Origin of the sequence: Klebsiella sp. R445 (assembly GCF_051131755.1) — a bacterium.
Classification (GTDB): Bacteria; Pseudomonadota; Gammaproteobacteria; order Enterobacterales; family Enterobacteriaceae; genus Klebsiella; species Klebsiella lignicola.
On the sequence record NZ_CP180446.1, the window covers coordinates 3439798 to 3453888 of the forward strand.

The following is a 14091-nucleotide window of genomic DNA, read 5'->3' on the forward strand; positions in this document are numbered from 1 at the left end:
ACGCTGCCGATGGCTATTCTTGGATTACAGGGCATACGCGGTGGCGTGGGCACCACGTCGATTACCGCGGCGCTGGCCTGGGCGTTACAGCTGCTTGGTGAAACGGTTCTGGTGGTCGATGCCAGCCCGGACAACATGCTGCGGTTTCTCTTTAACGTCGAGGCATCCCATCAGGATGGCTGGGCGCGCTCGTTGCTTGACGGGCGTGACTGGCGTGATGCCGGTATTCGCTATACCTCGCATATTGATATTCTGCCCTTTGGTCAGCTCACCCCCGGCGAGAGAGAGCATGTCGATTCGCTCTATCCGACGCTGGAACCGATCGCTGAGATCGTCGAAAAACTGGTGCAGCAGGGCGACCATCGCTGGGTGCTGTTGGATTTACCCGAAGGATATTCCTCGCTGTCCAGCACGTTGATTAGCGCCTGCGACCGCACGCTGGTGGTGGTGCATCCTGATGGCAACTGCCATATTCGCCTGCATCAGCAGGCGCTCCCGGTTAACGGCGATGTGCTGATCAACGATCTGCGTGTCGGTAGCCAGCTGCAGGAAGATTTATACCAGCTGTGGCTGGAGAGCCAGCGCCGTATTCTGCCCATCACCATTCATCGTGATGAAGCGATGGCGGAGTGCCTGGCGTCGAAGCAACCGCTCGGTGAATATCGCCAGGACTCGCTGGCCGCGGAAGAAATTCTCACCCTCGCCAGCTGGTGTTTACTGCACTATGCTCGCGTGGAGGCACCATGATACGCCTGAGCACCTTGTTGCTGGCGCCTCCGGTGGCGGAACGACTGAGCGAACGTTACCGCGACTATCGTCAGCACGGCGCCTCGTGTCTGTCTGCGGCGATGGGCTGCCTGTGGGCGTCGATCGTCTGGGCGCTGATGCCGCTGGAAACCCCACGCTGGCAGGCCATTCTGAATAACCATCGCGACTATTTCCCGCATATTAATCCCCATCGCCCGCGTCTGTTGGATCCGCTGCGTTATCTGTTGCAGTCTCTGTGGCTGTTGGTGACGCGGGTGCCGGAACCTGAGAAAAAGGCTAACTGGCGGGCCTTTGTCGCCCTCGAAGGTGTTCACGGGCGCTACACGCAATGGATGGAGACGCTTCCCGAACGAGTCAACACCCGAACCAACCACCTGAATAAACAAAAAGAGCTGGCGCACCTGAACCCGAAATTGCGTAAGGCTATCCTCGGCATGGTGGTGGTCTTCTCGCTGATACTGGCTTTGCTCTGTATCACGCAGCCGTTTAACCCGCTGTCGCAGTTTATTTTCCTGCTGCTGTTGTGGGGCGTGGCGCTGCTGGTACGCCGTATTCCAGGGCGTTTCTCGGCCCTGATGCTGATTGTCCTCTCGCTGACCGTCTCCTGTCGCTATATCTGGTGGCGCTACACCTCGACGTTGAACTGGAATGACCCGGTCAGTCTGGTGTGCGGGCTGGTGCTGTTGTTTGCCGAAACCTATGCCTGGCTGGTGCTGGTGCTGGGCTATTTCCAGGTGGTCTGGCCGCTCAATCGCCAGCCGGTACCGCTGCCAAAAGATATGGCTGAATGGCCAACCGTGGATATCTTCGTGCCGACCTATAACGAAGATCTTAACGTGGTGAAAAACACCATTTATGCGTCGCAGGGTATCGACTGGCCGAAAGATAAAGTCAACATCTGGATCCTCGATGACGGCGGTCGCGAAGAGTTTCGCCAGTTCGCCAAAGATGTCGGGGTGCACTACATCGCCCGTACCACCCATGAGCATGCTAAGGCCGGGAACATCAACAATGCGCTGAAATACGCCAAAGGCGAATTCGTCTCCATTTTTGACTGTGACCACGTCCCGACGCGCTCCTTCCTGCAGATGACCATGGGCTGGTTCCTGAAAGAGAAAGAGCTGGCGATGATGCAGACGCCGCACCACTTCTTCTCTCCGGACCCGTTTGAACGTAACCTCGGTCGATTCCGCAAAACGCCCAACGAAGGGACGCTGTTTTACGGTCTGGTGCAGGATGGCAACGATATGTGGGACGCCACCTTCTTCTGCGGTTCCTGTGCGGTGATTCGTCGCGGTCCGCTGGATGAAATTGGCGGTATCGCGGTTGAAACGGTCACCGAAGATGCCCACACCTCCCTGCGTCTGCACCGTCGCGGTTACACCTCGGCCTATATGCGTATTCCGCAGGCCGCCGGGCTGGCAACCGAAAGTCTGTCGGCGCATATCGGCCAGCGTATTCGCTGGGCGCGCGGGATGGTACAGATCTTCCGTCTTGATAACCCGTTGTTTGGTAAAGGGCTGAAGTTCGCGCAGCGGATTTGTTATGTCAATGCGATGATGCACTTCCTGTCCGGTATACCGCGGCTGATCTTCCTGGTAGCCCCGCTGGCATTTCTTCTGCTGCACGCCTACATCATCTATGCTCCGGCACTGATGATCGCGCTGTTCGTTCTGCCGCATATGATTCACGCCAGCCTGACGAACTCGAAGATCCAGGGTAAATATCGCCACTCTTTCTGGAGTGAAATCTACGAAACCACGCTGGCCTGGTACATTGCGCCACCGACTTTTGTCGCGCTGATTAACCCGCATAAAGGCAAGTTCAACGTGACGGCGAAGGGTGGCCTGGTTGAAGACGAATATGTCGACTGGGTGATTTCACGGCCCTATATCTACCTGGTGCTGCTGAACCTGGTGGGGGTCGCCGTGGGGGTCTGGCGTCATTTCTACGGCCCGGAAAACGAAGTCCTCACCGTCTGGGTCAGTATTGTCTGGGTGTTCTACAACCTGATTATCCTCGGTGGCGCGGTGGCGGTATCGGTGGAGAGTAAGCAGGTTCGACGCTCGCACCGCGTGGAAATGAGCATGCCGGCAGCGATTGCCCGCGAAGATGGTCATCTGTTCTCCTGTACCGTTCATGACTATTCTGATGGCGGACTGGGGATCAAAATTCACGGTAAGGCGCAGGTGCTGGAAGGGCAGCAGGTGAAACTGCTGCTGAAACGCGGGCAACAGGAGTATGCCTTCCCGGTACGGGTCGCGCGCGTGAATGGCAGTGAGGTTGGTTTGCAGTTAATGCCGCTGACCAATCAACAACATATTGATTTTGTACAGTGTACGTTTGCCCGCGCTGATACGTGGGCGCTTTGGCAGGATAGCTTCCCGGAAGATAAACCGATGGAAAGCCTGCTGGATATCCTGAAACTGGGGTTCCGTGGATATCGTCACCTGGCGGAGTTCTCCCCGCCGTCGGTGAAGGTTATTTTCCGCTCGCTCACCATGCTGGTTGCCTGGATAGTTTCGTTTGTTCCTCGCCGGCCTGAACGCGCCGCAGCGATACTCTCTTCAGAACCAGAAATGGCTCAACAATGATGATAATGCGATGAAAAGAAAACTCTCTTTAATTTGTGCAGTAGCGGTGGGAATAGCTGGCTGGTATCCCTTAGCGACTTTATCGGAACCCACGACCGCGATTGCGGCAGCCCCGACTCCGGCGGCCTCGGCCGCTCCGGGAACGCCGGCTGCTACGGCGACAGATCCGCTGGTGATCCCCGCGCCGGTTGTCGCCGAAGGTCAACCGACGGCGACCGTGGTGGATCCCGCCGCAGCGCCGGTGGTGGTGGAAAACGTGCCGAGCCGCGACGTGAAGCTGTCATTTGCCACTATCGCCCCGGCGCCGGGCAGCATGGTACTGCGCGGCGCGCATCCTGACGGCGCGGTTGAATTTGGCATGCGCAGCGATGAAGTCGTGACTAAAGCGGTGCTTAATCTTGACTACACGCCGTCACCTTCGTTACTGCCGGTGCAGTCGCAGCTAAAGGTATACCTCAACGATGAGCTGATGGGCGTCCTGCCGGTCACCAAAGAGCAGTTGGGTAAAAAAATCAACGCGCAGATCCCTATCGACCCGCTGTATATCACCGACTTTAACCGCGTGCGGCTGGAGTTTGTTGGCCATTATCGCGATGTCTGTGAGAACCCGGCCAGCAGCACGTTGTGGCTGGACGTCGGGCGTAACAGTAATCTCGATCTGACCTATCAGGCGCTGGCGGTGCGTAACGACCTGTCCCACTTCCCGGTCCCGTTCTACGATCCGCGTGACAACCGTCCGCTGACCCTGCCAATGGTCTTTGCCTCCTCACCGGATGCACAGCAGCAGCATGCGGCGGCAATCGTGGCGTCGTGGTTTGGTAGCAAAGCCGGCTGGCGTGGCCAGACCTTCCCGGTGCTGTTCAACCAGCTGCCGGAACGCAACGCCATCGTGTTTGCGACCAACGACAAGCGCCCGGACTTCCTGCGTGAGCATCCGCCGGTGAAGGCGCCGACCATCGAAATGATCGACCACCCGAATAACCCTTACGTCAAACTGCTGGTGGTCTTCGGGCGCGATGACAAAGACCTGCTGCTGGCGGCCAAGGGCATCGCCCAGGGCAATATTCTGTTCCGTGGCAGCAGTGTCGAAGTCGATGGCGTCAAACAGCTGCAGGAACGTAAACCGTACGATGCGCCGAACTGGGTACGTACTGACCGTAAAGTGACCTTTGGCGAGCTGAAAACCTATGAGCAGCAGCTGCAGTCCAGCGGTCTGGTGCCGGACTCCATCAACGTGGCGTTGAACCTGCCGCCGGATCTTTATCTGCTGCGCGCCAACGGCATTGATATGAATCTGAACTATCGCTACACCATGCCGCCGATCAAAGACAGTTCGCGCATGGATGTCAGCCTCAACGACCAGTTCCTGCAATCGTTCAGCCTCAACAGTACTCAGGAAGTGAGTAAGCTGATATTGCGTCTTCCGGTGCTGCAAGGGCTGCTGGACGGCAAGTCAGAAATGACGATCCCGGCGCTGCGCCTGGGCGCGATGAACCAGTTGCGCTTTGATTTCCAGTACATGAACCCGATGCCGGGTGGGTCTATCGATAACTGTATTACCTTCCAGCCGGTGAGTAACCACGTGGTGATCGGTGATGACTCGACTATCGACTTCTCGAAGTATTACCACTTTATCGCGATGCCGGACCTGCGCGTCTTTGCCAATGCCGGTTTCCCGTATAGCCGGATGGCCGACCTCACCGACACCCTGATCGTGGTCCCGAAAGCGCCGACCGAAGGTCAGGTGGCAACGCTGCTGAGCTCTGTTGGCGGTATTGGCGCCCAGACGGGCCTCGCCGCGATCAACATGCAGGTCACCGATGATGGCAGCAAGCTTAAGGGCAAAGATGCCGACCTGCTGCTGATTGGCGCGATCCCGCCCGAGCTGAAAGACGAAAGCAAAATCAACCTGCTGGTTGAAGCGACCAAAAGCTGGGTGAAAATGCCGATGCGTCACTACGACCTGCCGAGCATTTACCCGGATGACGAAGCCAGAACGCCGAACACCCGTACGGATATCACCTCTTCCGGACCGATGGCGGCCATTATCAGCTTCCAGTCGCCGTACTATGATCAACGTAGCGTGGTCGCGCTGCTGGCGGATAGCGCCCGCGGTAACGAACTGCTGAACGGCGCCCTGAACGATACCGGTAAGCGCGCGGCGATGTTTGGTTCCGCCGCTGTGATTCGTGAATCGGGCGTCAACAGCCTGCGCGTGGGCGATATTTATTATGTCGGCCACCTGCCGTGGTTCGAACGCATCTGGTTTGCGCTGTCGAGCCATCCGGTGCTGCTGGCGATTCTGGCGGCCGTGAGTATCGTGCTGCTGGCGTGGGTGCTGTGGCGGATGCTGCGTATTGTCAGCCGTCGTCGCCTCCATCTTGATGACGAGTAAACCATGATGAAAGCGGTACGTGGAGCAATCATGTCGGTGTTAATGCTGGCGGCGGCGCAGGTGAATGCCGCGTGCCAGTGGCCGGCCTGGGATCAGTTTAAGAAGGATTTTGTGACCACCGAAGGACGGGTGGTTGACCCCAGCGATGCCCGGAAAATAACGACCTCTGAAGGGCAAAGCTATGCGCTGTTCTTTGCGCTGGCGGCCAACGATCGCAAGAGCTTCGATACACTGTTTCAGTGGACGCAGAACAACCTGGCAGAGGGCGACCTGCGTGCGCATCTGCCGGGCTGGCTGTGGGGTAAGAAAAGCGAAGCAGAGTGGACGGTACTGGATAGCAACTCGGCCTCTGACTCCGATTTATGGATAGCCTGGTCGCTACTGGAAGCCGGGCGTTTATGGCAGGTGCCGCAGTACACGGAAGTGGGCAAGGCGCTGCTGTCTCGTATCGCCGATGAAGAAGTGGTGGACGTACCGGGGCTGGGTCCGATGGTGCTGCCGGGAAAAGTCGGCTTTGCTGACGATAAAGGCTGGCGCTTTAACCCTAGCTATCTTCCGCCACAGCTGGCCAGCTATTTTGCCCGTTTTGACGCCCCGTGGCCGGCGCTGCGCGACAGCAACTTACGTTTGCTGCTGGAGACGGCACCAAAAGGCTTCTCCCCTGACTGGGTACGTTACGAAAAAGGCAAAGGCTGGCAGCTGAAAGCCGACAAACCGATTATCGGCAGCTATGACGCGATTCGGGTCTATTTATGGGCCGGGATGCTGGATGACGGTGATAAACAGAAAGCACAGCTGCTGTCCCGCTTTGCGCCGATGGAGGCGCAGACGATTCACCTCGGCGTACCACCGGAAAAAGTGAACATTGCCACCGGGAAAACCACCGGCAACGGCCCGGTTGGCTTCTCGGCGTCGCTGCTGCCGTTCCTGCAAAATGATGACATCCGGGCCGTGCAACGCCAACGCGTCGCAGACCACTATCCCGGCGCAGATGCCTACTACAACGCGGTCCTGACTCTTTTTGGCCAGGGATGGGATCAACATCGTTTTCGCTTCTCTGTGAAAGGCGAATTACGACCTGACTGGAACAAGGAATGCGCAAGTTCAGACTAAATGTTATCACGCTGTCGCTGGGCATCGTGCTGCTGCCGGCGGTACAGGCGGCGACAACGCCCGCCCAGGAACATCTGCTGGAGCAAGTCCGGCTGGGTGAAGCGAGCCATCGTGAAGATCTGGTGAAGCAATCCTTATACCGACTGGAGCTGATTGACCCGAATAATCCCGCCTATGTGGCTGCGCACATGCGCTATCTGTTGCGCCAGGGCGATACCGCCGGTGCGAAAAAACAGCTCGAAAAATTAGCGAAGGTGGCCCCGGACTCCGCGGAGCTGAAATCCTCGCGTAGCGAAATGAGCCTCAGCACCAGTGACGGGCGTCAGGAGCTGCAGCAGGCTCGCCTGTTAGGGGTTTCAGGACGGGTGGAAGAGGGCGTTGCCGCTTTTGATAAATTATTCGGCGGCGTGCCGCCCGATCCTTCGCTGGCGATCGAATACTGGGCGCTGGTGGCGCGGCTTCCGGCCCGTCATAAAGAAGCGGTCGCGCAGTTAAAAAAACTGGATGCCAGCAACCCTGGCAACCCCGACCTGCAGGCCGCCCTGGCTAAACAGATGTTTTCCGACGATAAGCCTGCGGAAGGGTTTGCCTATTTAGAGCAGATGTCGCGTTCGGCTGCCGGTCGCAGTACCGCGGCGGATATGTGGCTCAGCGAAATCAAAGACATGCCGGTCAGCAAGGGCAGCGTACAGGAGCTGCAGCGTTTTCTGACGCTGTTCGAAACCGGTAAATCGGCAGCAAATGCCCGGGTGCTGCTGGCTCAGCAGCAGGCACAGCTCCAGGATCCGGCGTTCCGCGAACGATCCGAAGGGCTGGCGGCGGTGAAAAACGACAACCCGGCACAGGCCATTGCCAGTTTACAACAGGCCGTCCGGGCCGATGCCAGGGACAGCGATGCGGTGGGGGCGCTGGGTCAGGCCTATTCGCAGCGTGGTGACAGAGCCCGGGCCGTCGCCCAACTGAATAAAGCGATCGCGATGGATCCCAAAAGTCCGAGTCGCGATAAATGGGACAGCCTGCTCCAGACCAACCGCTACTGGCTGTTGATCAAGCAGGGCGATAACGCGCTGAAAGCCGGGAAGCTGGATCAGGCACAAAACGCCTATGCACAGGCGCAGCGGGTCGACAATACCGATAGCTATGCGGTTCTCGGACTTGGTGATGTGGCGGCAGCACGCAAAGATACGGCCGCGGCGGAGCGCTATTATCAGCGTACCCTGCGGATGGATCGCGGTAACAGCCTGGCGGTCCGCGGACTGGCTAACCTCTATCGAACTGAATCGCCGGAAAAAGCCAGCGCCTATATTGCTACGCTATCGCCGAGCCAGCGCCGCAGCATCGACGATATTGAACGCAGCCTGGCCAATGAACGGTTAGAAAAACAGGCCGAAGCCCTGGAGAGCAAAGGGAACTGGGCGCAGGCGGCGGAAGTTCAGCGCCGACGTCTGGCGCTTGACCCGGACAGCGTGTGGATCACCTACCGCCTGTCTCGCGATTTAGTGAGTGCAGGCCAGCAGACGGAAGCCGATACGCTGATGCGCGATATGGTCAACCGTAAACCTGGCGATGCCGACCGCGTGTATGCCTACGGACTCTATTTATCCGGTAATAATCAGGATGACAGGGCGCTGGCGCAGATTAACGCGCTGCCGCAGAGTCAATGGACGGATAATATCCGGGAGCTGGATGCGCGTCTGCAAAGCGACAAAGTGATTCGACAGGCCAACCAGCTGCGTGATAGTGGCCAGGAAGCCCAGGCGATCGCCCTGATTAAACAGCAGCCGCCGCTGATCCGTTACGATCTGACGCTGGCGGACTGGGCGCAGCAGCGTGGCGACAACCAGACGGCGATCGCACGCTACAACGACGCGCTGGGTAAAGAGCCGGACAACGGCGATGCGCGTCTGGGGCTGGCGGAAGTGTATCTTGCCGAGGGCGATAAAAATGCTGCCCGCGCGCAGGTCAGCAAGCTGAAGGGCGACGAAACTGACTCCATCAATATGCAGCGGCGGATCGCCCTGGCAACGGCGGGATTTGGCGATACCGCCCAGGCGCAGCAGATTTTTGAGCGCATTATTCCGCAGGCGAAATCCCAGCCGCCGTCGATGGAAAGCGCGCTGGTACTGCGCGATGCGGCCCGTTTCCAGACTGCAAACGGCGAGCCTCAGCAGGCGCTGGAGAGTTACAAAGATGCGATGGTGGCTGCGGGCGTGACCCCTGTCCGCCCGCAGGATAACGACACCTTTACCCGCCTGACCCGCAACGACAGCAGCGATGACTGGCTGAAACGTGGGGTCCGCAGCGATGCTGCCGATCTCTATCGTCAGCAGGATCTCAACGTGACCCTGGAGCATGACTATTGGGGCTCCAGCGGTACCGGCGGCTATTCCGATTTGAAAGCGCACACCACCATGCTGCACGTGGATGCGCCGCTTGCCGACGGGCGGATGTTCTTCCGTACCGACCTCGTCAATATGGACGCCGGGAGTTTCTCCAGCAACAGCGACGGCAGCTACTCGCCGAGCTGGGGGACCTGCGGTGAAATTGCCTGTACCAGCGGCAGCAAGAACCAGAGTGACGGCGGGGCCAGTATTGCGGTGGGCTGGAAGAACGATACCTGGAGCGGCGATATTGGCACCACGCCGATGGGCTTTAACGTAGTCGATGTGGTGGGTGGACTCAGCTATAGCAACGACCTCGGGCCGATCGGCTATACCGTCAATATGCATCGTCGACCGATTTCCAGCTCGCTGCTGGCCTTTGGCGGGCAGAAAGACAGCAGCAGCCACACCGGGACAACCTGGGGCGGCGTGCGTGCTGACGGCGGTGGCGTGAGTCTGAGCTACGACAAAGGTGAAGCCAACGGGGTCTGGTCTTCGCTGGGCGTCGATCAGCTCACGGGGAAAAACGTCGAGGACAACTGGCGCGTGCGCTGGATGACCGGCTACTACTATAAGGTCATTAATGAAGATAATCGCCGCGTTACCGTAGGCCTGAACAATATGCTCTGGCACTACGATAAGGACCTGAGCGGTTATACCCTGGGGCAAGGTGGTTACTACAGTCCGCAGGAGTATATTTCGTTCGCGGTGCCGGTGACCTGGCGTCAGCGCACGGAGAACTGGTCGTGGGAACTGGGTGGCTCTGTCTCCTGGTCGCATTCACGGACCAAAACCCAGGCGCGCTATCCGCTGTTGAATTTGATCCCCTCAGAATACCGTGCTGACGCCAGTCAGCTGACGGAAGAAGGCAGCAGCAGCCAGGGCTTTGGTTATACTGCCCGGGCGCTGGTTGAGCGTCGGGTCACCGGCAACTGGTTTGTCGGCGCGGCGGTGGATATTCAGCAGGCGAAGGATTACACCCCGAGCCATGCGTTGCTCTACGTCCGCTACTCGGCCGCCGGCTGGCAGGGCGATATGGACATGCCGCCGCAGCCGCTCGTTCCCTATGCTGACTGGTAACAGAATCGCCTGAATTACGCTTTCGGACGTCACTCCACCCGTCCGTTCGCGTATACTCGTCACACTTCGTCCGTCTTTGGCTACGTTGGTCGTTCGTTCCCCCGGTGGCGCTGCGCTGACCGGGCTACAGGCTGGCGGGCGTTGAGTATATAATCAGCCTGAAAAAGACCGGTTTGATGGATCTAAACCGGGTATGTGTCAGGTATCAGTGTATCAGTGGAGAACCCAGTTGCGCGTCAGCCGTTCACTTACAATTAAACAAATGGCGATGGTCGCGGGCGTGTCCATGGCATTTGTATTGGTCTTCTGCTCTATTTTGCTGTTTCACTTTGTGCAACAGAATCGCTTTTCGACGGCCACGCACTTAGAAAGTATCGCTCGTGCGGTTCGCGAACCGCTGTCTTCGGCCATCCTGAAGGGGGACATTCCGGAAGCGGAAACCATCCTCAGTCGTATTCAGCCTGCTGGCATTGTCAGCCGGGCCGATGTGGTGTTGCCGAATCAATTCCAGGCGCTGCGGATGCGCTTTATCCCTGAACGCCCGGTGCCTGTGACCATCACCCGTATTTTCGAGCTGCCGATCCAGATATCGCTCCCGGTCTATTCGCTGGAAAGGCCAGCTAACCCACAGCCGATTGCCTATCTGGTGCTGCAGGCTGACTCCTGGCAGACCTACAAATTCATCATGAGCGTGCTCTCTACGTTAGTGACCGCTTACTTCCTTTTGGTGCTGATACTGACGGTTGCCATTACATGGTGTATCAACCGCCTGATTGTGCGCCCGCTGCGTAAAATCGCCCGTGAACTTAACGAAGTTGCGCAACATGACCGGCTGGGGCATCAGTTAACCCTGCCGCGGCTGCACCATGATGATGAGCTGGGCCTGCTGGTGCGCAGCTACAACCGCAACCAGCAAACCCTGCTGCGTCAGCACGACGAGCTGGCATTGCAATCCACCCGCTTCCCGGTATCCGACCTGCCCAATAAAGCCTTCTTAATGGCGCTGCTTGAGCAGACGGTGGCCCGACCGCAAACCTCAGCCCTGCTGGTGATCGCCTGTGAAACCCTGCAGGACACGGCGGGCGTGCTGAAAGAGACTCAACGCGAGATCCTGCTGCTGACGCTGGTGGAAAAACTGCGCGGTATTATCCCGCCGCGGATGGTACTGACCCAAATCAGCGGGTATGACTTCGCGATTCTGGCCCAGGGAATGAGCGAGCCCTGGCATGCGGTGACATTAAGTAAGCAAGTACTCACTGTTATTAATGAACGGTTGCCGCTGCACGGTATCCAGCTGCGCCCCTGCGCCAGCGTGGGGATTGCGATGTTCAATGGCGAGCTGACGGCGGAGCAACTCTACCGCCGGGCATTTTCCGCCGCCGTTGCCGCACGCCATAAAGGGAAAAACCAGATTGAGTTTTTCGACCCTGCCCAGATGGAAAAAGCCCAGCGTCGGCTAATGGAAGAGCACGATATCCTGGCGGCGCTGGATAACCATCAGTTTGCTATCTGGCTTCAGCCGCAGGTGAATACCGACAGCGGCGAGGTCTGCGGGGCGAAAGTGCTGCTGCGCCAGCATCAGGCCGATGGCAGCTGGTCGCTGCCGCCGAACCTGCTTGAGCGCATCGACGCCTGTGGCCTGACGGTGCCGGTGGGCTACTGGGTGCTGGAAGCCGCCTGTCGCCAGCTCGCCGCGTGGCAAAGTACCGGCATGATGTTGCCGCTGTCGGTGAGCGTCTCGCTCCTGCAGCTGTTGCATCACGACCGTGGCGCTGAAATGCTGACCTTACTCGAACGCTACCGCATTGCGCCGGGTACGCTGATCCTCGAGATTACCGACAGCCGTCGGCTGGACGACCCGCAGATGGTGGTTTCGCTGCTGCGCCCGCTGCGTGATGCTGGCGTGCACATTGCGCTGGATGATTTTGGCATGGGGTATGCGGGGCTGCGTCAGCTTCAGCACCTGAAATCGCTGCCGGTCGACATTCTGAAAATCGATAAGGCATTTATTGATATGTTGCCCGAGGACACCAGCATGGTCCCGGCGATTATCCAGCTGGCGCGCGGCCTGAATCTGCGCATTGTCGCCGAAGGGGTCGATAAGCAGGAGCAGTATCGTTGGTTGCAGGCATCCGGTGTCGATGTCGTTCAGGGACAGCTTTCCGGCGATGCGGTAGCGCAAGATGCATTTAGCGGGAAGTATCTGCTTCAGGGTGAAGAGGGTGCAAGTTTGTAAAACCAGAGTAAACTTGTGCGTGTCAGTTCAAGGTTTTTAACAATTCCGTTGCATTATTGCGGTTAGTTATTTCTGAAATGTTTCCTTGGTGTTATTTTTAGGCCACAGACGCCATATAACCCCTCAATGTCTGTGGTTATACCTAAGGACACTCTATGAAAACCTCTCTGTTCAAAAGCCTCTATGTGCAGGTTTTGTCTGCCATCGCGATCGGTATTCTGCTGGGCCATTTCTACCCGGAACTTGGCGCGCAGATGAAACCCCTGGGCGACGCCTTCGTTAAACTGATTAAAATGGTGATCGCCCCGGTTATCTTCTGTACGGTCGTGACAGGGATTGCCGGGATGGAAAGCATGAAGGCCGTTGGCCGTACCGGTGCGGTGGCGCTGCTCTACTTTGAAGTCGTGAGTACCATCGCGCTGATTATCGGGCTGATCATTGTTAACGTTGTGCAACCCGGCGCTGGCATGAACGTCGACCCGGCTACGCTTGATGCACATGCTGTGGCGGTCTACGCCGAGCAGGCCAAAGAACAGGGGATTGTCGCCTTCCTGCTGGATATCATTCCCGGCAGCGTGATTGGCGCGTTTGCCAGCGGGAACATCCTTCAGGTGCTGATGTTTGCGGTGCTGTTCGGCTTTGCGTTGCATCGCCTCGGCAGCAAGGGCCAGCTCATTTTCAACGTCATTGAGAGCTTCTCGCAGGTGATCTTTGGCATCATCAATATGATCATGCGCCTGGCGCCGATCGGTGCCTTCGGGGCAATGGCCTTTACCATCGGTAAATATGGCGTGGGATCCCTGGTGCAACTGGGCCAGCTGATCATCTGCTTCTACATCACCTGTATTCTCTTTGTGGTGGTGGTACTGGGTTCTATCGCCCGGATAACCGGCTTCAGCATCTTCAAATTTATCCGCTATATTCGTGAAGAACTGCTGATTGTTCTCGGCACCTCGTCGTCTGAATCGGCATTGCCGCGCATGCTGGATAAAATGGAAAAGCTGGGCTGCCGTAAATCAGTGGTCGGTCTGGTCATTCCAACCGGCTACTCCTTTAACCTTGATGGTACGTCGATCTATCTGACGATGGCGGCGGTCTTTATTGCCCAGGCGACCAACAGCCATATGGATATCTTCCATCAAATCACCCTGCTGGTGGTGCTGCTGCTCTCCTCGAAAGGGGCGGCTGGCGTGACGGGCAGCGGCTTTATCGTACTGGCGGCGACGATTTCGGCGGTGGGCCATTTACCGGTTGCCGGCCTGGCGCTGATTCTTGGGATTGACCGCTTTATGTCAGAAGCGCGTGCGCTGACCAACCTGGTGGGTAACGGCGTTGCAACCGTCGTGGTGGCAAAATGGGTCAAGGAGCTGGACACCCAACAGCTGGATGATGTCCTGAATAACCGCACGCCGGCCAACAAATCGCACGAATTATCCTCTTAAATCCTTCTGTTAAGCCCGTTGTCCTTGCTGGACTCCGGGCTCCTGCGCATAATTAGGTATCCTTCCCCGGCAACGGGGGACG

Annotated in this window: 7 protein-coding genes; all 7 read left to right on the forward strand. The window is 57.9% G+C overall.

The features are described from left to right. The first annotated feature begins 9 nt into the window (after positions 1-9). The 7 genes from bcsQ to ACMYSN_RS16095 all read left to right on the forward strand — a co-directional run bounded on the left by bcsQ (position 10) and on the right by ACMYSN_RS16095 (position 14009). Positions 10-747, forward strand: coding sequence for a P-loop NTPase family protein (gene bcsQ / locus ACMYSN_RS16065; protein ID WP_462495463.1), 738 nt, complete (start codon positions 10-12; stop codon positions 745-747). Beyond that, positions 744-3362: a UDP-forming cellulose synthase catalytic subunit gene (gene bcsA, locus ACMYSN_RS16070; protein WP_462495464.1), complete on the forward strand. Its 2619-nt coding sequence runs from the start codon at positions 744-746 to the stop codon at positions 3360-3362. Before bcsQ ends, bcsA begins: the two co-directional genes overlap by 4 nt. Before the next feature lie 10 nt (positions 3363-3372). Further along, complete coding sequence (gene bcsB / locus ACMYSN_RS16075) at positions 3373-5757, forward strand: cellulose biosynthesis cyclic di-GMP-binding regulatory protein BcsB (protein ID WP_462495465.1); 2385 nt, start codon at positions 3373-3375, stop codon at positions 5755-5757. A gap of 3 nt (positions 5758-5760) precedes the next feature. Next, a complete protein-coding gene (gene bcsZ / locus ACMYSN_RS16080) occupies positions 5761-6870 on the forward strand; it encodes an endoglucanase (protein WP_462495466.1) in 1110 nt (369 codons plus the stop codon). Next, the gene (bcsC, locus tag ACMYSN_RS16085) at positions 6852-10331 is read left to right on the forward strand and encodes a cellulose biosynthesis protein BcsC (RefSeq protein WP_462495467.1); all 3480 of its coding nucleotides are present in this window, start codon (positions 6852-6854) and stop codon (positions 10329-10331) included. Before bcsZ ends, bcsC begins: the two co-directional genes overlap by 19 nt. Positions 10332-10560: 229 nt before the next feature. Beyond that, positions 10561-12567 carry a sensor domain-containing phosphodiesterase gene (locus ACMYSN_RS16090; RefSeq protein ID WP_462498274.1) on the forward strand — a complete coding sequence of 669 codons (2007 nt, stop codon included), beginning with the start codon at positions 10561-10563 and terminating at the stop codon, positions 12565-12567. A 155-nt stretch (positions 12568-12722) separates the two neighbouring features. Next, on the forward strand, positions 12723-14009 hold the full coding sequence (locus ACMYSN_RS16095) for a dicarboxylate/amino acid:cation symporter (protein WP_154144294.1): 1287 nt from the start codon (positions 12723-12725) through the stop codon (positions 14007-14009). Positions 14010-14091 lie beyond the last annotated feature (82 nt).

Coding starts and splice junctions, on each gene's coding strand:
- bcsQ (WP_462495463.1), top strand. CDS start 10: ATGGCTATTCTTGGATTACAGGGCATACGCGGTGGCGTGGGCACCACG.
- bcsA (WP_462495464.1), top strand. CDS start 744: ATGATACGCCTGAGCACCTTGTTGCTGGCGCCTCCGGTGGCGGAACGA.
- bcsB (WP_462495465.1), top strand. CDS start 3,373: ATGAAAAGAAAACTCTCTTTAATTTGTGCAGTAGCGGTGGGAATAGCT.
- bcsZ (WP_462495466.1), top strand. CDS start 5,761: ATGATGAAAGCGGTACGTGGAGCAATCATGTCGGTGTTAATGCTGGCG.
- bcsC (WP_462495467.1), top strand. CDS start 6,852: ATGCGCAAGTTCAGACTAAATGTTATCACGCTGTCGCTGGGCATCGTG.
- ACMYSN_RS16095 (WP_154144294.1), top strand. CDS start 12,723: ATGAAAACCTCTCTGTTCAAAAGCCTCTATGTGCAGGTTTTGTCTGCC.